Source organism: Achromobacter sp. Root565, from assembly GCF_001427425.1.
GTDB classification, from domain to species: Bacteria; Pseudomonadota; Gammaproteobacteria; order Burkholderiales; family Burkholderiaceae_B; genus Achromobacter; species Achromobacter spanius_D.
The window spans coordinates 1,929,737-1,948,550 of sequence record NZ_LMGO01000001.1 but is presented as its reverse complement, the minus strand read 5'-3'; the positions used below and the strand labels follow the sequence as shown (position 1 = coordinate 1,948,550).

General features: G+C 63.2%; 21 protein-coding genes. 9 read left to right on the top strand and 12 right to left on the bottom strand.

Annotated features, from left to right (window positions below; all coding sequences use genetic code 11):
• The first annotated feature begins 23 nt into the window (after nt 1-23).
• A complete protein-coding gene (locus tag ASD71_RS08730; RefSeq protein ID WP_056562085.1) occupies nt 24-1,073 on the top strand; it encodes a cyclase family protein in 1,050 nt (349 codons plus the stop codon).
• Nucleotides 1,074-1,093: 20 nt separating this feature from the next.
• Here the strand turns inward: ASD71_RS08730 and ASD71_RS08725 are convergent, their stop codons facing one another.
• Together ASD71_RS08725 and ASD71_RS08720 are read right to left on the bottom strand one after the other, a co-directional pair.
• Nucleotides 1,094-1,360, bottom strand: coding sequence for a hypothetical protein (locus ASD71_RS08725; protein ID WP_235512063.1), 267 nt, complete (start codon nt 1,358-1,360; stop codon nt 1,094-1,096).
• A gap of 68 nt (nt 1,361-1,428) precedes the next feature.
• A complete protein-coding gene (locus ASD71_RS08720) occupies nt 1,429-1,722 on the bottom strand; it encodes a hypothetical protein (protein WP_056566639.1) in 294 nt (97 codons plus the stop codon).
• A 181-nt stretch (nt 1,723-1,903) separates the two neighbouring features.
• Here ASD71_RS08720 and ASD71_RS08715 point away from each other — a divergent pair, with 181 nt between their 5' ends.
• Complete coding sequence (locus ASD71_RS08715) at nt 1,904-2,176, top strand: hypothetical protein (RefSeq protein WP_056562079.1); 273 nt, start codon at nt 1,904-1,906, stop codon at nt 2,174-2,176.
• A gap of 83 nt (nt 2,177-2,259) precedes the next feature.
• Here the strand turns inward: ASD71_RS08715 and ASD71_RS08710 are convergent, their stop codons facing one another.
• Both ASD71_RS08710 and ASD71_RS08705 read right to left on the bottom strand, forming a co-directional pair.
• A complete protein-coding gene (locus ASD71_RS08710) occupies nt 2,260-3,225 on the bottom strand; it encodes a 2-hydroxyacid dehydrogenase (RefSeq protein WP_056562076.1) in 966 nt (321 codons plus the stop codon).
• Between the two features lie 57 nt (nt 3,226-3,282).
• A complete protein-coding gene (locus ASD71_RS08705) occupies nt 3,283-4,278 on the bottom strand; it encodes a tripartite tricarboxylate transporter substrate binding protein (protein ID WP_056562074.1) in 996 nt (331 codons plus the stop codon).
• A gap of 175 nt (nt 4,279-4,453) precedes the next feature.
• On the opposite strand from ASD71_RS08705, the gene ASD71_RS08700 reads away from it, so the two are divergent.
• Nucleotides 4,454-5,365 carry a LysR family transcriptional regulator gene (locus tag ASD71_RS08700; RefSeq protein WP_056562071.1) on the top strand — a complete coding sequence of 304 codons (912 nt, stop codon included), beginning with the start codon at nt 4,454-4,456 and terminating at the stop codon, nt 5,363-5,365.
• Nucleotides 5,366-5,378: 13 nt separating this feature from the next.
• Here ASD71_RS08700 and ASD71_RS08695 read toward each other — a convergent pair whose 3' ends face one another.
• Nucleotides 5,379-5,762 carry a hypothetical protein gene (locus ASD71_RS08695; RefSeq protein WP_056562068.1) on the bottom strand — a complete coding sequence of 128 codons (384 nt, stop codon included), beginning with the start codon at nt 5,760-5,762 and terminating at the stop codon, nt 5,379-5,381.
• Nucleotides 5,763-5,804: 42 nt separating this feature from the next.
• Complete coding sequence (locus tag ASD71_RS08690) at nt 5,805-6,257, bottom strand: DUF4189 domain-containing protein (protein WP_162253553.1); 453 nt, start codon at nt 6,255-6,257, stop codon at nt 5,805-5,807.
• A 188-nt stretch (nt 6,258-6,445) separates the two neighbouring features.
• Between ASD71_RS08690 and ASD71_RS08685 the strand changes: the two genes are divergently transcribed.
• From ASD71_RS08685 to ASD71_RS08675, 3 genes are all read left to right on the top strand, one after another.
• Nucleotides 6,446-6,868 carry a hypothetical protein gene (locus ASD71_RS08685; protein WP_056562063.1) on the top strand — a complete coding sequence of 141 codons (423 nt, stop codon included), beginning with the start codon at nt 6,446-6,448 and terminating at the stop codon, nt 6,866-6,868.
• A 29-nt stretch (nt 6,869-6,897) separates the two neighbouring features.
• The gene (locus ASD71_RS08680) at nt 6,898-7,995 is read left to right on the top strand and encodes a PHB depolymerase family esterase (protein ID WP_056562060.1); all 1,098 of its coding nucleotides are present in this window, start codon (nt 6,898-6,900) and stop codon (nt 7,993-7,995) included.
• 133 nt (nt 7,996-8,128) lie between these two features.
• The gene (locus ASD71_RS08675; RefSeq protein WP_056566636.1) at nt 8,129-8,533 is read left to right on the top strand and encodes an Imm1 family immunity protein; all 405 of its coding nucleotides are present in this window, start codon (nt 8,129-8,131) and stop codon (nt 8,531-8,533) included.
• Here the strand turns inward: ASD71_RS08675 and ASD71_RS08670 are convergent.
• The 4 genes from ASD71_RS08670 to ASD71_RS08655 all read right to left on the bottom strand — a co-directional run bounded on the left by ASD71_RS08670 (nt 8,523) and on the right by ASD71_RS08655 (nt 11,293).
• Nucleotides 8,523-9,023: a hypothetical protein gene (locus ASD71_RS08670; protein ID WP_056562058.1), complete on the bottom strand. Its 501-nt coding sequence runs from the start codon at nt 9,021-9,023 to the stop codon at nt 8,523-8,525. The two genes, ASD71_RS08675 and ASD71_RS08670, sit on opposite strands and share 11 nt — an antisense overlap.
• A gap of 123 nt (nt 9,024-9,146) precedes the next feature.
• The gene (locus tag ASD71_RS08665; protein WP_056562054.1) at nt 9,147-9,524 is read right to left on the bottom strand and encodes a DCC1-like thiol-disulfide oxidoreductase family protein; all 378 of its coding nucleotides are present in this window, start codon (nt 9,522-9,524) and stop codon (nt 9,147-9,149) included.
• 85 nt (nt 9,525-9,609) lie between these two features.
• On the bottom strand, nt 9,610-9,819 hold the full coding sequence (locus ASD71_RS08660; RefSeq protein WP_056566634.1) for a hypothetical protein: 210 nt from the start codon (nt 9,817-9,819) through the stop codon (nt 9,610-9,612).
• A gap of 100 nt (nt 9,820-9,919) precedes the next feature.
• Nucleotides 9,920-11,293: an HdeD family acid-resistance protein gene (locus ASD71_RS08655; RefSeq protein WP_056566632.1), complete on the bottom strand. Its 1,374-nt coding sequence runs from the start codon at nt 11,291-11,293 to the stop codon at nt 9,920-9,922.
• A 277-nt stretch (nt 11,294-11,570) separates the two neighbouring features.
• Between ASD71_RS08655 and guaB the strand changes: the two genes are divergently transcribed.
• Both guaB and guaA read left to right on the top strand, forming a co-directional pair.
• Nucleotides 11,571-13,031, top strand: a complete 1,461-nt coding sequence (guaB, locus tag ASD71_RS08650; RefSeq protein ID WP_056562050.1) for an IMP dehydrogenase — start codon at nt 11,571-11,573, stop codon at nt 13,029-13,031.
• Between the two features lie 100 nt (nt 13,032-13,131).
• Nucleotides 13,132-14,724, top strand: a complete 1,593-nt coding sequence (gene guaA / locus ASD71_RS08645) for a glutamine-hydrolyzing GMP synthase (protein ID WP_056562047.1) — start codon at nt 13,132-13,134, stop codon at nt 14,722-14,724.
• A gap of 169 nt (nt 14,725-14,893) precedes the next feature.
• On the opposite strand, the gene ASD71_RS27935 is transcribed toward guaA, so the two are convergent.
• Nucleotides 14,894-16,045: a DUF3320 domain-containing protein gene (locus tag ASD71_RS27935; RefSeq protein WP_056562045.1), complete on the bottom strand. Its 1,152-nt coding sequence runs from the start codon at nt 16,043-16,045 to the stop codon at nt 14,894-14,896.
• A 318-nt stretch (nt 16,046-16,363) separates the two neighbouring features.
• Nucleotides 16,364-17,296 (bottom strand): DUF4011 domain-containing protein, encoded by a 933-nt coding sequence (locus ASD71_RS27930; protein ID WP_156395102.1) that lies wholly within the window; start codon nt 17,294-17,296, stop codon nt 16,364-16,366.
• 372 nt (nt 17,297-17,668) lie between these two features.
• Between ASD71_RS27930 and ASD71_RS08620 the strand changes: the two genes are divergently transcribed.
• Nucleotides 17,669-18,808 carry a hypothetical protein gene (locus tag ASD71_RS08620; RefSeq protein WP_056562035.1) on the top strand — a complete coding sequence of 380 codons (1,140 nt, stop codon included), beginning with the start codon at nt 17,669-17,671 and terminating at the stop codon, nt 18,806-18,808.
• Nucleotides 18,809-18,814: the final 6 nt, after the last annotated feature.

Genomic DNA, 18,814 nt, shown 5'->3' with positions numbered 1-18,814 from the left:
TCAACGCCAAGGAGTTGCGACGCATGAGATGGTTGAGCCGTCCCGAAGGATCGAACTGGGGGGACTTCGGTCCTGACGATCAGCGTGGTTGCCTGAATTACATCACTCCCGCAAACGTGCTGAAGGGCATAAGCGAAGTGAAGGCGGGCCTGAGTTTCTGCCTGTCGCTGCCGCTGGACTATCCGGGCGGCAACGGCGTCAATGTCCGGCGCCATCCGCCCAAGCTGCGCCCCACCGAAAGAGACGGCGACCAATACATGAATTTCCCGCTCGGCCGGTTGCGGCCGGGATGTGTGGATGTGCTCAGCGACGACATCGTCGAAATGAGCTTGCAGTATTCGACTCAATGGGATTCGCTGGCGCACGTGGGCGCGCTATTCGACGCCAATGGCGACGGTCTGCCGGAACGCGTCTACTACAACGGCTTCCGGCCCAACGAACATGTGGTCGGACCGGTGGACTACGACGTGCTTGACGGTTTCGCGAAGACAGACTTGCGCCAAGGAGCCGCCTCCAACGCCAAGAAGCTGGACATCACGCATCTGGCGGAATCCTGCCTGCAAAGCCGCGGCGTCATGGTGGATCTGGCCAGGCACTACGGCCGCGCGCAGAAATCGGTGGGTTATGACGACCTGATGCGCATCCTTGAGACGGACAAGATCGAGATCGAGCAGGGCGACATCGTGCTCTTTCATACGGAGTTCGGCGACGCCTTGCTGGAGAAGCAACGCGAGCCCGACCCACATACGCTGCATGAGATCTGCGCCGGGTTGGACGGCAGCGACGAGAAACTGCTGCAGTGGATCACGGACGCGAAAGTCGCGGCCATGGCGTCCGACAACCACGCGCTGGAGATCTATCCCACCCAGAAACCCAACGCCTGCTGCGCGGCGCTGCCGCTGCACCACCATTGCATCTTCAAGCTCGGCATGCCAATTGGCGAGATGTGGTACCTGGGCAAACTCGCGCGCTGGCTTGAAGCCAACGGCCGTAACCGCTTCCTGCTGACGGCCCCGCCCTTGAACCTGCCGGGCGCGGTCGGATCGCCGGCCACACCTGTGGCAACCGTGTAAAAGGGGCTCCGGGTCTTGCCTTATCTTGGGCTAGCGAGCAAGTCCCGCCCCTTTTCGGTCAGCACCACCACGGCCTCGCCGCGTACCGTGCTTTCGCCTGGTGACATATCGACGAGGCCATTCGTCGTGGCGTCTTCCCATGCGGACAGCCGGGGGCAATTGGTGCGCCATGCCTCCATGGTCTCGGCATAGGTGCGCGGCCGCGCGGCGATCCACAGCAGGAACTGCACCAGGTTGCCCATCTGTGATGCGCCGGCCTCGATGTCTATTTCTGGTTTTTCAGGCATGGGACGCCTCCGTTGCAGGGCCAGGATTGCGTCTTGACGATACTCCCGCGCGCGCCGCCGCTCCAGCGCTATCTAGGCGCCATCCCTTTGCGCAGCCGGTTGGAGGGTTCCATTAGCGCGTCCTTCATATCGTCGCGCTCCAGCACGCACGGTTCGTGTTGCAGGTCGCGCATGAAGTCGTCGTAGAGCTCGCCGGTAATTCCGGCCGGGCGCTTGAAGTCGCCGGATAGCTGATAGGCGCGAAGCAGGATCGAACGCAGCCGCTTGACCTCCCAGAGCAGGGCGATCACATCGGGGTTCCAGGGCTGACGTTCGCGGATGAAGCGCAGGTCGGCGTGAGAGAGCGGGTTTTTGAACGGCATGGTGGAATACACTGTTTATTTATCCAGTATAGTCCGCCAGGATTGAAGACAGGCGTCGGTGTTTTCAGCAATGGCGCCCCGTGAACGGGAGCCAGGTAACTCTGCAATACCGAATGTGAGAATTGTTGAACCTTGCTCGTACTTTCGTCCGTACCATCCCCTGAAAGCAAAATGAAAGGGGATGGAAACAATGCTGTGCGGCCAATGCGCGGCCATCACCGTGGACCAGGCGGGGGCGCCGGGGCATGGCAATCTGATCAGCCTGGGCTATGTCCGGTCGTTGCCGATGGCGCAACGCGGCGTCACGCACGAGGCGTTCACCTGCGGCGAGTGCGGCGCCAACTGGGATTACCTGCACGACCGGCGCAACCTTGCGTCGGGTTGGACGCGCTGCGATCGCACCACGTCCGTCTCGCAGCAGAGGATTGATCCGCCGGCGGTGGAGGCCGCCTGAAGAACGGTCAGATGAGCCGTTTGAAAAACGGCCTGCCGGTCAATCCGGCAGGCCGCCCTTGCATCTGTAGTCAGCGGCCCGCCTTACACCACGCGCGTATGCACCTGGCCTTCACGGAACCACGAATCCAGGTTCGCGCGCATCAGGTCCGCCATGGCGCGGCGCGTTTCGTGGGTGCCGCTGGCGATGTGCGGCAGCATCACCACGTTGTCCATGGCGTTCAATTCCGGGGGCGTGGCGGGTTCGTGTTCGAACACGTCCAGGCCGGCGCCGGCGATGCGCTTGTTTTGCAGCGCCGCCACCAGCGCGGCTTCATCGACCACTGTGCCGCGCGCGATATTGATCAGCCAGCCCTCGGCGCCCAGCGCATCCAGCACCTGCGCGTTCACCATGTGCCGCGTCGCGCCGCCGCCCGGCACGGCCAGCACCAGAAAGTCGCACTGCGAGGCCAGCTCGACGATGTCCGGGCAATAGCGGTAGCCCTCGGGCGCGTCGGGGCGCGGCTTGCGGTTGGTGTACAGGATATCCATGTCGAAGGCCTGCGCGCGGCGGGCGATCTGCAGGCCGATGTTGCCCAGCCCGACGATGCCGCAGCGCTTGCCGGTCATGCGCGAACCCAGGCCAAATCCTTCGGTGGGCCAGCGGCCGGCGCGCACGAAGCGATCAGCCTCCGCGATGCGGCGCGAGACGGCCAGCATCAGCGCCAATGCCGTGTCGGCAACGCAGGCGTCGAGCACGCCCGGCGTGTTGGTGACCACGACATTGCGCGCCTCGGCCGCCGCGATGTCGATGGTGTCGTAACCCACGCCAAAACTGAAGATGCCTTCCAACGCGGGCAAGGCGTCGATCAATTCCTTCGTCGCGCCAAAGCGGCCGCTGGTGGCGATGCCGCGAATGGCGGCGCCATGTTCGCGCAGCAGCAGCGCCGGGTCCTGGGCCTCCCAGAGGCGATGAACGCGGTAGCGCGATTCCAGGTCGGCCACCAGATCGGGCAGCAGGGGGCCGACCATCAGCAGATCGGCGGCGGAAGCGGGAAGGGATGCAGTCATGGATACGGCTTATATAAGTAAGAAGGAAAGGCCCGCCGAGGCGGGCCGGGACCGGAATCAGTTGGTCTGGATATTGCGGGACTTGATTATCTGCCCATAACGTTCGCGCTCGCTAGCGGCCAGATCCTGCAGCTCCTTCGGCGTCGAACCGTGGGCTACGGCGCCCTGCGATTCGAGCTTGGCCTTGACTGCGGGATCGGCGGCCACGGCGCGGATTGCCTCGGACAGCTTGTCGATCACGGCCTGCGGCGTGCCGGCCGGCGCCAGCACCGCCGTCCACGAGCCGCTCTGCGCGTTCTTCACGCCAGCTTCGTCAATGGTGGGCACGTCCGGCATGGCGGGCGAGCGCGCCGCGCCCGTTACGGCCAGCGCGCGCAGCTTGCCGGCCGTGACGTACGGCATGGTCTCCAGGACGGACGCGAAAAGCATGTCGACGCGGCCGGCCATCAGATCGGTCATCGCCGGGCCGCCGCCCTTGTAGGGCACGTGCACCAGATCCACGCCGGTGGCTTCCTGGAAGATTTCGCCGGACAGGTGGGGGGCGCCGCCCGTGCCCGAACTGGCAAACGTGTGCTTGCCGGGCTGGGATTTGGTCAGCGTGACCAGTTCCGCGACGTTCTTGGCCGGCAGGCTGGCGGGCACCACCAGCACGAACGGCAGGTCCGAAAACAGCGACACGGGCGCAAACGCCTTGACCGGGTCTGAATGCAGCTTGTAGATCCAGGGGTTGATCGCCAGCATGCCCGAGTTTGCGAACAGCAGCGTGTAGCCATCGGGCTGCGAACGGGCCACGAGGTCGGCGGCGATCTGGCCGCCGGCGCCCGGGCGGTTGTCCACCACCACCGACGACGAGAATTTTTCACCCAGGGCCGCAGCCAGCAGGCGCGCCGAGATGTCGGTGCCGCCGCCAGGCGAGAAGGGGACGATGAGATTGATCGGGCGTTCCGGATAGCCTGCGGCGCTGGCCGCGTGCGGCACCGCGGCGGTGGCGGCCAGGGCCAGCGCCGCGGCGAGGAGCCGGACGCGGATCCGGGCGGTGTTCTTTGTCTCCATGGATTTTCTCTTTTATGGCGTTGATGGCGGCGGGGCCGCAAAAAATGGTGCTGCGGGGTAAGGCTCCTGATGCTTCGCGGGCCGGAATCCAGCCCTGCAGCCGAGTATAGGGATGCCTGTCCATGGATAGCCGTTCGAGCTATAAATAGCATCAATCAATTCAAGGATTGAATCGATGGAATTTCGTCAGCTCGAGTGTTTCATTGCGGTTGCCGAGGAATTGCACTTCGGCCGCGCCGCCGAACGCCTGTGCATGACGCAGCCGCCGCTGTCGCGCCAGATCCAGTTGCTGGAGCAGGACCTGGGCGTGACCCTGTTCGAGCGCAACAGCCGGCAGGTCGTACTGAGCGCCGCGGGCCGGCGCTTTCTGCGCGATGCCCGCCACCTGCTGGAGTTTTCGGCGCAGGCCGCCGCCACCGCGCGCCGTACATCCGGGGGCGAAGCCGGCCACATCAAACTGGGCTTTACGGCCGTGGCCTCGTATCGCCTGATGCCGTCGCTGATCATGCATGCGCGCAAGCTGCTGCCGGGCGTGGAGATCCAGTTGCGCGAAACCGTGACGACCGAGTTGAGCCGCCTGTTGCTGGCCCACGAACTGGACGCCATTCTGGCGCGCAGCGTGCCGCAGCAGGCAGGTATCGAGTCGCGCCTGCTTGAACGCGAACCGCTGGTGCTGGCGCTGCCCGCCGATTCGCCCTTGTGCGAGCACGCCACGGTGCCGCTGCGTCTGCTGCAGGGGCAGCCGTTTGTGCTGTATTCGCCTCGGGAAGGTAAGTACTTCTACGACCGCATCGTGGGCGCTTTCGGCCTGGCGGATGTGCAGCCGCAGTATGTGCAGCGCGCCGGGCAGACGCACACGTTGCTGGCGCTGGTGCGGGCCGGGCTGGGCGTGGGCCTCGTGCCGGATTCCGCGCGCGAGCTGCGTTTTGAAGGTGTCGTGTTCCGGCCGATCGGCCAGCGCGATCTCTACGCGGACATGTACCTCGCCTGGCACGCGCAGCACGACAACCCGGCACTGGATGCGTTTCTGCAGCGCGTGGCCAAGCGGAACAGCCCGGAAACTGCCGGAAGCCGAGGACAGGCGTGAGCCAGACTTCTATCTAGCGGCGCTTGGGGCGGTTCGGCGCAGACAGCGGCGCGCCGACGTGGCTGGCCAACCAGTGTTCGATCTTGTCGTCCCGGCGGGCGGCCCAATCCTTGCCGATTTCCAGAATGAGCAGGTTGCGCGTGTCGCCATAATCCTGGCCCGGAGCCTTCTGGAACATCTCGCGCCAGATCTCGGAGGCGACCAGTTCCGTCGTCACCAGCACGCCGATTCCCTTCGCGTCGATCCACAAAGGCGCGGCGCGCTCATCCACGTGCGTCTTGATGTTTTCCAGGATTTTTTGCGCGAGCGCGGCGTTGTCTTTGGATGCCGCGATCAGGACCAGATACTGCCGATGGTCGCTGGACGGCTCGTCGGAATCGCCAAACGGATTTTCCATGATGCTTTCCTTTCGGGTGAATGTTGCCCGACAGACTGTAGTTCATTGGACAAGCGGGGCGGCGTAATGGGCCTGGAAATCCGTCCTTATCCCCCCGTCCGGGCCGGCGCGGACGCTTTGGTCCTCCAACTGCTGCGCCTGGGTCGAGCACGCGCTAAGCACCAGTCTGCACCCGGAACCCGTCTGGTCGCGGCATAACCCCAGGCTGTAATCGCCGGTCCGCTGTCGGTCCCACGCCTTGTCGCCGATGGCGACGATGTGCTGCGCGCCGTTCGCGGCCACCGCCACGCATTGGTTCCTGAAGCTGGCATACACCGCGCAGGTGGCCCGGGGCTCATCTTCCCGGCAAGCGGTGAGCGCGCTGCGGCGGGCCGCGGCGTCGGTGCCATACAGGATCGAGGCGTAGTAGCGATAGGTTGAAGAGACGATCAAGGCGCCGTACAGGTCGGGCGGAACCGGCTGGGCGATGGCCGCCGCGGAGCAGGCAATTGACATGAGCAATCCCGATGCAAGGCGTGGCGCCATGGAAATCCCCTGGGGTTCACGACGACGGTAGCGGAGCTCAGTCCGCCTTGCCAGCGTCAATAAGACCGGCACCCTAAGACCAGCACCCGCTGACAAGGCAGATCTATCAAGTTGAAACATCCATAGACCATCCAAGTGGATGGTTTATGATTCGATCCATGCCGCCTCGCACCTCTCAACTCGCCTCCACGCCCAAGCCTGCGGACGAAAAAATCACCATCAACCTGGGTTATGTCGACCTGGGTCAGATTGATTTGCTCGTCCAGGAAGGGTTCTACGCCAACCGCACGGATCTCATCCGCACGGCCATCCGCAATCAACTTGCCACCCACGGCGACGCCGTGCGCCAGGCCGTCAGCCGCAAGACGCTTGTGCTCGGCATCCAGCACTACACCGCCCAGGATTTGCTTGCGGTCCAGGCCGCGGGCGAAATGCTTCAGATCCGGGTGCTGGGCCTGGCAACCATCGCCTCCGACGTCACGCCCGAGCTTGCGCTCGCCACGATCGAATCCCTGACGGTACTGGGGGCGCTGCATGCCAGCCCCGCCGTCAAAGCCGCCCTGCGTCAGCGCATCCGCTGATCCTCGCGGCGCAAAAAAAAGGTCACCTCATGCACCCTGACTTTCAGCACCTCATGCACCGGGCTACCCAGCTCACCCAGGCCGGCGATCTATCGGCGGCAACTGCCGCCATCCAGGCCGCCCTGCGGGGCGGGCTGGCCGCCGCGCCGCGCCGGCAGGACGATGCCGACGTCATCGACGTTGAAGCCTGGGAGGTTCCGGATCCTGCCCGGGCCTCCGACGCGACGCCGCACGTTGCCGGCGACGCTGCGCAGCCCGTCCCGAAACCCGCCGTTGCGGGCGATACGTTCACGGCGGGAACATTCCGCAATTCGTCCGGGCAGCGCGGCTACAAGCTGTATGTGCCGCCCAACCCGGATGGCGCGCCGCGTCCGCTGGTCGTCATGCTGCACGGCTGCACGCAGGACGCCGACGATTTCGCGGCGGGCACCGCCATGAATGCGGCCGCGCGCGAGCAGGGCTTTCATGTGCTGTATCCCATCCAATCGCGCGACGCGAATCCGCAGAAGTGCTGGAACTGGTTCAAGCACAACCACCAGCAGCAAGGCCGGGGCGAGCCATCTATCCTGGCCGGCATGACGCGCGAGGTCATCGCCGCCCACAACATTGATCCCACGCGCGTGTATGTCGCGGGCCTGTCGGCGGGCGGGGCCATGGCAGCAATTCTGGCGGGCGCCTATCCTGAGCTGTATGCGGCGGCAGGCGTGCATTCGGGGCTGGCTGCGGGCGCGGCGTCGGATCTGCCGTCAGCGCTGTCCGCCATGAAGGGCGTGGGCCTGAAAACCGCCGCTCCGGCCAGCAACGGCGTGCCTGTCATCGTCTTTCATGGCGACCGCGACGCCACCGTGCATCCCGCCAATGCCGACAGCGTGATCGCGGCCAGCGTGAGGCCCGGCGTGCGTGTCGAAACCGTTCGCGTGGCGGGCGCCGGCGGCAAGCGCGACAGCACCCGCCACGTGTACCGCGACGCCGCGGGCAACATCGTTGCCGAACGCTGGGATGTCCACGGCGCCGGCCATGCCTGGGCAGGCGGATCGGATCAAGGGTCCTACACGGATCGGACCGGGCCGGATGCGACGGCCGAGATGCTGCGATTCTTCTTCGCGCGCACGTCGCGCGCTCGGTGATTCGTTCACGTTCAAGCGCGGTCATGGCGGCGTGGATCATGGCCGATGTAGTATCGGCCGTGATTCCCTTGCATGCGACCCCCCTTGCATGCGACCCCACCTCAACGCGCCGCTAGCCGGCGAATGGAGCACCGTGAAAATCGTCAGAATCATCGAAGACATGCGTCAAGGCGACCAGGAACAGACCCGCGCGCATGAATCCCCGACCGAGGGCGACCTGCTCGCCGCCCTGGACAGGCTGGATGGCGCGGTCTTCAGTTCGACCGCCTTCGTGATTGACGACGACACGGTCATGTCGATCGGCGGTGGCGGCGACGGCGCCTATGTCGTGTTCATCTCATCCGGCGGCGACACGCGGATCCACACGCTGATCGACCCCGCCAAATCCGAAGATCATGACCAGGACCTGGTGGCGGGCGGCCAATCAGGCAGTTACCCGCAGTTCCAGTGCGTGGACCGTTCCAAGGCGGCGTCCGCGCTGTTGTACTTTCACGCGCACGGCGCCGCGTCGCCGGACTTGAATTGGGCTAGCGAATAGCTACCGGCTTGCCGTAGAACACCCGCGCGCACAGCAGACCGGCGACTGCGGCGGGCAGGGCGCCCATGAACAGCGGAAATCCCAGCGCTGCCAACGACCTGTCGCGGCTGCCGAACGTCAGCAAAAAGACAAAGGCATAGGCCGCGCCAATGAGTCCCATGCGCAGGACGGCCAGCCAGGACGGCGCGACCGGCTTGAGCGCGCCCGCCGTCATCCCGCAAAAGAGCGCCGGCACGCCGCCAAACAGATACGCCCACGGCAGCCCATAGAGACCGAACAGGAGCAGTTCCGGATCCTGGGCTCCGATGGATAGGGTCACGGCGATAAGCGCCATGGCGACGGCCGGTCCCATGAATGCGAAGATCGCAGCGCCCGACAGCATGTCGCGCGACATGGCGCGGCCGGAGTCTTCAGGTCTGCGCTGCATGCGGCGGTAGACGGCAGCGGCCAGCGTAGACGCAAGAAGTAGGGCGCCAAAGATGTAGATCATCAGGTCAGTTCCGGTTGTTGGGGTGTAGAGGCTTTCGGGTGGCCGGCCTGCAGCTTGCGGACGTGCGTTCCGCAGGCGTGCGCCTCGCCGCCCGCATTGTGCGGGAATCGCGCCGCACGTGCGTCAAGGCATCTTTTTCTTGCCCAGCAACGTCAGCGTCAGGCTGCGGCCGGTGCGCATGAAGGGATACAGCGCCTTTGACAGGCAAGCATTGCTGAAGATGGTGGCGTTCAGGCGGTTGAACACATCGCTGCCGGTGCTGAGCAAGGCCAGCCGGTGGATGGCGTCCGCGCCCCAGTAGTCGCGGCCGTCCAGGTGCAAGAGCATGCCCTGGTTCAAGTCGTAGCCTTGCGCGCGATGGTGCGCGGCCAGGTCGGGATGGTCGCGCATGTTCAGCATGGCGATGGGCCCTGCGGCCTTGCGCAGCCGCATCATCCGCACGTAGTTCGAGCAGAACGGGCAATCGCCGTCATAAAGGAGGTAGTTTTCGTCGGACTGCATCGTCGGGATCCGTCGGTGTTTGCAGAAACATACCGCAAAAATCCGTTCGGGCGGTCCGCGGGCGGCAAACAGGGGAACGGCGCCTTCAGCCGCCCCGATGTCCGTGATAGCGCGGCGCCGCCACGGCGCGCGTGTTTTCCTTGTGCTGTGAGCCGACCAGCGTCTTGCGCCGGGCCTCTTCGTGCTGGTGATCGGACTTTGCGCGCGCTTTGTCCGCAGGCGGCGGCGCATGCGTGTCGGGCGCGGCGGCAGGGGCCGCGGGATGGGGATCGGGGCGGGAAGTTGTGGGCGTCATGATGCGTACCTGCAAAGGCAACGCGGCATATGCCGCGTTTTCACGTTACGCCCGCGTCTGGCGATTCTCCAGGCTTCAATTGCAACAGCGAGCGCGCGGATCAGGTCCGCGGCCGGCGGGCCGGCGATTCCCGGTCCTGGTTCCGCCATCCAGCGCGCAATTCGGCGATCCGGCGCAACGCGCGCTGCGACATCTTCCACCACCCGAATGGCCGCGGGTCCGCCAGCATGCTCATGGCCCGGGCGTAATCCAGAGTCAGGCCCGGGGTCCAAGCCATCGTGAGCGCACGCTTGCGGATTTGCGCGGCCACCCAAAGCTCAGGCGTCAGCAACAGCCGGATCAGCACCCGCCAGCCGGCCTCACCGCCATGCAGGCGCCCCACAACTCCGTCAAGCGCGGCGTCCAGCGCCCGCGAAACGGTGCTTGAGCAGTTGCGGTGGGTGAGGTTGTAGGTGGCGTTCTTGCGGTACTCCTGCCAGAAGGCCGCCAGCTTGTCCGCGTCGTAGTTGCGGATCCGCACGCGCACGTTCGACGGGCACCAGGCGTTCGACTCGGTGGCGTAGTCGGGTTGATAGACCCCGGGAATGTCGTTGTCGGCCGTGGCGCGAAGCAGCGCGCCGAAGTCGTCGGGCGACCGGTCGATTTCTTCCTTTGGGTACAGGCTGATGTAGACGCCCTCAGGCGACTCCAGCGCCGCGTGGCCCGTGGAGATGACGCCGTTGACGTCGACTGCTGCGATGTAGCGGTCCACCAGCGGATAGCTGCGGGTCTGCGCCTTGGCGGAGCCCGATGGCGTCCAGACATGGACGGTCAGCGCGCGCTCGGAATCGGCGGGCGGGCCGTCCCAGATTTGAGGCGTGGCCTGTTCCGGCCCGGCAGGCGCGAAGCCCACCGACTGCGTGGCGGCAAAGGCGGGGTTGGAAGCCAGATGCCGGACGCGGCGTGCCAGCCACAGCAGCTTCGCGCCGGCGATGCCCAGGAACAGGCCAAGGCAATACGGCACGGTGCCGACGTAATTCGTGGGATAGGGCTGGAAGAAGAAGATCGCCAGCAGGATTTCCGCCACGCCGCCGGCAAGCGCGTAGCGCCAGCGCTCGTAGCGCACGACGTACCCGGCGATGCATTGCAGCAACCCATCCACTAAGAACAGCGCGCCGAAGATCATCGACAGGACAAAGTGTCCGTGATGATGCCCCGCCAGAATCAGCCCGCCCGCCACGAGGACAAACAGACCTTTCGCATAGCGCAGCACGCGCTGCCCCCCGACGCCGCTGGAAGCGATCAGCAGCGTGCCCAGACCTTCGATGATGAAGAGAACGGCAAAGGCGTTGAGCGGAAAGTAGGGGGCGCCGTCCAGGGCATCGATGAACACGACGATACCGGCCACGAGGAACACCGCGCCCGCGATGGCCAGCGCGCGCCAGCGCTGCCGCAGGTAAGGGACGCCCAACAGAAGCAAGACCAACTGCGGCATGGCGGTGATCCCCGCAAAGTCGATAACGTGTACACGAACATAAAAGCAGGCGGGCGCGCGCGTCAATGCGTGCCGGGTGGCCACGCCAGATTCAGCGCATGGCGGCGCACACCCTCCGGCCAGGCTCGACACGAATCGGTATGCAGTCCAGGCAAAAGTTCGCAGTCCGCAAATTGGGGCCCGATCAAGTGTCATAAATATCTACCCAGACCTATGGTTAACACCTAGTCAAAACATGCTGGCGGCGTATAATCTTGCTTTGCGCCCGGAGTTACCCATGCGTCTCGTTCAAAAAGCGCTCACCTTCGACGATGTGTTGTTGGTGCCTGCGTATTCCGAGGTGTTGCCGCGCGACACCTCCCTGGCCACGCGCCTGACTCGCAACATCAGCCTGAATATCCCGCTCGTGTCCGCCGCCATGGACACCGTCACCGAATCGCGTCTGGCCATCGCCATGGCGCAAGAAGGCGGCATCGGGATCATCCACAAGAATCTCTCCGCCGACGCCCAAGCGCGTGAAGTGGCTCGCGTCAAGCGCCACGAATTCGGCATCGTGATCGATCCGGTCACCGTCACCCCCCAGATGAAAGTGCGCGACGCCATTGCGTTGCAGCGCCAGCATGGCATCTCGGGCCTGCCGGTCGTCGAAGGCCGCAAGCTGGTCGGCATCGTCACCAACCGCGATCTGCGCTTCGAAGAAAACCTGGATCAGCCCCTGCGCAACATCATGACGCCGCAGGAACGCCTGGTCACCATGAAGGAAGGCGCCACGCTCGAAGAAGCGCAGGCCCTGATGCACAAGCACCGTCTGGAACGCGTGCTGATCGTGAACGACGGCTTTGAACTGCGTGGCCTGGCCACCGTCAAGGACATCGTCAAGAACACCGAACACCCGATGGCCAGCAAGGACGGCCAAGGCCAGCTGCGCGTTGGCGCGGCCGTGGGCGTGGGCGGCAACACCGAAGAACGCGTGGAAAAGCTGGTTGCTGCTGGCGTCGACGTGCTCATCGTCGATACCGCGCACGGCCACTCCAAGGGCGTGCTCGAAGGCGTGCGCTGGGTCAAGCAGAACTACCCCAAGGTTGAAGTCATCGGCGGCAACATCGCCACCGCTGCCGCCGCGCGCGCGCTGGTCGAACATGGCGCCGACGGCGTCAAGGTCGGCATCGGCCCCGGCTCCATCTGCACCACGCGTATCGTGGCCGGCGTCGGCGTGCCGCAAATCCACGCCATCTCCGAAGTCGCCAAGGCGCTGGAAGGCACGGGCGTTCCGCTCATCGCCGACGGCGGCATCCGCTACTCGGGCGACGTCGCCAAGGCGCTGGCCGCCGGCGCGTTCTCGTGCATGATGGGCGGCATGTTCGCCGGCACCGAAGAAGCGCCCGGCGAAGTCGTGCTGTTCCAGGGCCGGTCGTACAAGTCGTACCGCGGCATGGGCAGCCTGGGCGCCATGACGGAAGGCTCGGCCGACCGCTACTTCCAGGATCCGGCCAACAACGCCGACAAGCTGGTCCCCGAAGGCATCGAAGGCCGCGTCCCCTACAAGGGCAGCGTGCTCGCCATCATTTACCAACTGGTCGGCGGCATCCGCGCCTCCATGGGCTACTGCGGCGCGGCCACCATCGACGACATGCGCACCAAGACCGAGTTCGTGGAGATCACCTCCGCGGGTGTGCGCGAGTCCCACGTGCACGACGTGCAGATCACCAAGGAAGCGCCCAACTACCGCGCCGACTGATCCGCACAGTCAACTACAATGTCATGCATCACGCACCGGCAGATCCGCAAAGAACAGCGGGTCTGCCGGTGCGGTTTTATTTCCAACGGGTAGAGTCTCCATGCACCAGCGCATTCTTATCCTCGACTACGGTTCGCAAGTCACCCAGCTGATCGCCCGCCGCGTTCGCGAAGCCGGCGTCTATTCCGAAGTCCACCCTGGCGACGTCGACGACGCCTTCGTGCGCGAACAGAAGGCGCAGGGTCTGAAAGGCATCATCCTGTCCGGCAGTCACGCTTCGGCCTACGAAGAAGGCTCCATGCGCGTGCCGCACGCCGTGTTCGAGCTGGGCGTTCCCGTGCTGGGCATCTGTTACGGCATGCAGTCCATGGCGCAGCAACTGGGCGGCGTGGTCAGCTTCTCCGACCACCGCGAGTTCGGCTACGCCGAAGTCCGCGCCCACGGCCATACCAAGCTGCTGGAAGGCCTGGAAGACTTCAGCACGCCCGAAGGCCACGGCATGCTCAAGGTCTGGATGAGCCACGGCGACAAGGTCACCGAACTGCCCCCGGGCTTCAAGCTGATGGCGTCCACGCCGTCCTGCCCCATCGCCGGCATGGCCGACGAAGACCGCCGCTTCTACGCCGTCCAGTTCCACCCCGAAGTCACGCACACCGTCCAGGGCAAGGCCATGCTGGCCCGCTTCGTGAACGAGATCTGCGAATGCACGGGCGACTGGAACATGCCCGACTACGTCTCTGAAGCCGTCGCCCGCATCCGCGAGCAGGTCGGCACGGACGAAGTCATCCTGGGCCTGTCTGGCGGCGTGGACTCCTCGGTTGCCGCCGCACTGATCCACAAGGCCATCGGCGACCAGCTCACCTGCGTCTTCGTCGACCATGGCCTGCTGCGTCTGGACGAAGGCAAACAGGTCATGCAGACCTTTGCCGAAAACATGGGCGTGAAGATCATTCACGTCGACGCCACCGCGCAGTTCATGGGCAAACTGGCCGGCGTCGCCGACCCCGAAGCCAAGCGCAAGATCATCGGCCGCGAATTTGTCGAAGTGTTCCAGGAACAGGCCGGCAAGCAACAGAGCGCCAAGTGGCTGGCCCAGGGCACGATCTACCCCGACGTCATCGAATCCGCCGGCGCCAAGACGGGCAAGGCCACGTCGATCAAGTCGCACCACAACGTGGGCGGCCTGCCCGACACGCTGAACCTGCAACTGCTGGAACCCCTGCGCGAACTCTTCAAGGACGAAGTCCGCGAACTGGGCGTGGCACTGGGCCTGCCGCCGCAGATGGTCTACCGCCACCCGTTCCCCGGTCCGGGTCTGGGCGTGCGCATCCTGGGCGAAGTGAAGCACGAATACGCCGAACTGCTGCGCCGTGCCGATGCGATCTTCATTGAAGAGCTGCGTAATACCAAGGACGAGGCCAGCGGCCTGACCTGGTACGAGCTGACCTCGCAGGCGTTTGCGGTTTTCCTGCCGGTGAAGTCGGTGGGCGTGATGGGCGACGGGCGTACGTATGAGTATGTCGTGGCGCTGCGTGCGGTGCAGACGTTTGACTTCATGACCGCTGATTGGGCACCGCTGCCGCATCCGTTGTTGGCTCGCGTTTCGTCGCGGATCATCAATGAAGTGCGCGGGATCAATCGGGTCGTGTACGACGTGTCGAGCAAGCCGCCGGCGACGATTGAGTGGGAGTGATCCTGCGGTAGCGGGTTTTGCAATGGCAAAAAAGGCGCTTCGGCGCCTTTTTTTCTATTGCATCCTGCGATTAACCTTTGGAGCTTCGGTACATGACTGAAGGCCTAACTCTACCCATATGTTTTTGATCATCGCGCGATAGGCAGGCCTGGAGAAAAACACCCCGAGTTCATCCCGGTTGTGCAATGGCTATTCGTCCGTCGTCGATGGGGCTTAGCGTCTGTCTTGCCAAAAGCACACCTAACTGTGCTTCGATCCGGGCCGTGATATTCGCACTTGCGCGGTTAAATCCTAGCTGCCGAGCCACTTCAGCGATCAGGTGTGCGGACGATATTGAAAACGCAAGCAATGTCGTCTGAACCAAAGCAGCTCGAATTTCCTCAGGAGCAATCAGTTCAATCTTCCGCTCAGCTGTCGGCAATGATGATCTATCTCGGACCGTAATTGGGACGCTTCCATCCAACTGCTCGGGCCGAATGATAAATCCTTCGTCCTGCAGCACATAAGCATGCTCGGTCATCGAGGCATCCACCGCATCCTTGATGCGGGCAACAACTCTCGCCCCGGCCCTGCTGACGCCGAATGCAGCCATGAGCCGACGACCGATGATCTCTACGCTTACAGGCGCCTCACCATCAACAACGGCCGTTACCAATTCACGAAGGGTGTTCAGCGGCGCGGATGCGATGTCGTTGCCGTCCTTTTGCACGGGCAGTTCGACCGAGACGTACCGAGTGGCGCGGAGGCTCGCTTCTGACAGGTCAGCAGCTTCTCGATCGAGTTCAATCCTTGCAGACGCTTCAGTCCGCTCGGGCGACGACGCCTTAGGCAATTGGGCAGATTCAGCCGCTGCTTCGAACGACGCTTGGGCCGCTTTGATTGCGTCTATGACGCGGTCCGTCTCGTGTCCCGCATTTCGGAACCAGTCCGTACTCCAAATACGATGGAAGCGCCATCCCAGGCCCTCGAGGACTCCTTGGCGAAGGCGATCTCGGTCTCGAGCTGATTTCGCACTGTGATAAGCCGCGCCATCGCACTCTATTGCCAGCAAGTAGCGCCCAGGAAGCTCAGGGTCGCGCACAGCAAGGTCGATGAAGTAACCGGCGGTGCCAACCTGGGGTTCGACGCTGTAGCCCCGTTCCTGAAGGGCGCGCATAACCTGGTCTTCAAATGGGGAATCCGTCGCTTTCCCGGTTTCTACGCTGCATTCCAGTTCACGCGTTTCGGCGTACTTGAGCAAATTCTTCAATGCGCGCACGCCATGTTTGGCGCCTGCGTCAAGTTCGAGCTCGTCAGCACGGAAGTTGCTAAACACAGTCATGGCCATTTTGGCACGTGTAATAAGTACGTTAAGCCGACGATGTCCACCGTCTCGATTCAGCGGTCCGAATTCCTTCGCGATGCGACCGGATTCATTGCGGCCATATCCGCCAGCTCAACTAGTTGCTGATAGTCTGAGATTTTCCTGTCCCGGGAGGTCCTTGAATCACGAGATTGCGCCCCTCACGCACCTCGAGAATGGCCTGAGTTTGACTGCTGTCCGCATCCTTGACGAAATGCACTTCACCCGGTGTGATCACCTCGTCAATGTGCACGTCCTCGTGATACGCCGCGGAGTCTCCTGCGAATCCCTCGCCGATCAGGCGGCGAACCACGGGTGGTCGCTTGGTTGCTTTTCCTTAGGCCATGTTTCGGGATCCAGGTCCTTGTACATGAGAAACTTGCCGAAAGAAAAGAACCCGAGCATCACTTCATTGGCGCACACGCGCCAGCGCGGCTGACGGGCCACAACGCGCTCTACGGCTCCGAAATATTCCAGCCATGCAGCGGCATCCGATTCGGCCTCGGCATCGGGTGTTGGCAAGGTGATGCCGAAATCAGTCCGGAGCTTGGCGGCTAGTGACATATTCACTTGAATGTCATCACCGGTAGGCTCCAGGTGGAACGTCTCTTGGGCAGATTTACGCACTAAGTTGCACGGTACCAATACCAGGGGCGCGCGCCTCGGGTCTTTTGAAGAATCGCTCTCGTACCAATGAAGAAATCCGATAGCAAGGAACAGAAGATTTGCGCCTTGCTCTTCAACGAACGCCTGCGCGTCAGCGCGAATTTTCAAGAGTTGAAGAGAAAGCGAATCTTCGGTGCTGGCCACTTGCAGTTCGTGAGCGCGATGACCAACCGCTTTGGATTGGTGGTTCGGGAAGGGTTGTGCGTCTGCAAGTGCGGGGGAGCTGTTGGACGGCTTCGATTCTAGAAGTTCAACATTGCTGTCGGTAGCCTCGTCGCTGGAGCCGCCACGCGGAGCAGCCGCTGCCGCCGCCGTCTGGGCTTGAGAATCTGCGGCGTCTTGAGCGCTGTGTCGGCTGGTTCCAGTTGCGCGGAACGTGAGTGTCTTTTGGTTATCCACCAAAGCAACTAGTAGGGACTCTGCCACTGCCGACTGAACAGTAATTGTTTTGCTTGTTTTTCTGGCGCTGATCAGGTTATTGCGGAGCCCAATGTCTAATAATTCTTGGCGGCTTTGCAGCAACTTCGTATGGATGTCTGCGGTGGTTCCATCAATTACTGACATAACGGTGTTCGGCTCAGGATGATATGGCTCGCATCAAGCGCGCTCTGTTTCGGAAACATGAACCAAACCCATGCCGGTGGTCCATTCGCACGTAAGGGGCGGAGCAATAACGCCGCCGGGAACCTAAATACTACAATGGGTAACGTTCATTAACGGGCAGGATCCGTTTTTATCGTGATCTATTCCGGGGTTGGTAGCAGATTCGCGACAACGCTTTTCACCGATCGATGGCAGGCGAATTTGGCCTGATCTCGATTTCTAGGGAAGTGAGTGTCTCTTGCAAGGCTGTGCAAACGTAGGCTTTTTTATTGGTGCCAGACCATTGATATACTGCCCGATCTCATTTAGGTAACAACCAACAGGAGATATCGGATGCGCTTAAAGGCCCTTGCACTTGGTTTGATGACTATTAGTGGTACGTCGTTGGCTGCACCGGACAGCACGCAAACCTTGCAGCAGGCCTTGAAGCAAGTACCGCAGGTGGTGCTGAGCGCCCCTGAAGCGATACAGATATCTTTCCTGGACGTGCAGGCGTGGCGTGGCCTTGAAAAGTCCGGGCCCACAGCTGACGCCATGCGTCGTTTGTCCATTGCCCAGGCGATCACTCCGCTTCAATCCATTGGCCACGGTCTGGATAAGTGGTCCGATAGCGCGCATATCCCTTTCGACGAGTTGTCCTACTTCGCCGGATTTGGCCAGTCGCCCAGCAATGTCACCTACTGGGGGCTGAAGGACAAACAAGCCACGACGAAGTTTGTGGATCGCTTGATGCAGGCCGAGTTCAAACCGGTAAGTGGCGATGTGGCCGGCCTGATGGCGAACGGTGAGCCCAATAAGCCCGATCTGACCAAGGCCACCGGGCAGCAGCCATGGCGGGGCACGATGGGCATGCCGACGTTTGTCTTGCCGCTTGATACGGCGTTGGTGCAGGCGGCAGGGCCGACGGGAATGAAGACGCTGTCTCAGACCGCGCCGTCCGTTGCGGACAGCGAGATCGTGGCGGCCGCCGTGGCCGGGTTGAAGGAAGCCGTGCCTGCGGATGGGGGGAAGATCGTGCAAGCGGCCGTCATCTCGCCGGTGTTTGGTCTGCAAGGGGTAGATCCGGCGAAGGTGTTGTCGGGTTCGCCCGGCGATCTGGATAGCGCGAAGCAGAAGCTTCAGGCGGCCGCGGCGTCCAGCGGGCGCGGCATTCCGCCTTACTTTGCGGGCATCATTGCGGATGTGCAGGTCAAGGATGTGCCGGCGGTTGTGATTGCTCTGACGTACGCAGATTGCGCCGTCGCCCAGCAGGCGGTCGATGGTGTTGGCGCTGCGTGGAAGCAGGGCATGGCGGCGGCGGTGCGGGCCGATGTGAAGGGTCGGACCGTTCAGGCGGGCAAGCTATGCGCGGCAGTCGTCGGCCTGACTGCTCCGAAAGCTGAGAATGCGGGCAACCCGATTCTTAGCCAGATCATGAACCGCTATATGCAGCGCGACGCTTCGATTCTGCAGATCGGTTCGTCGCAGCAGTAACCGGCC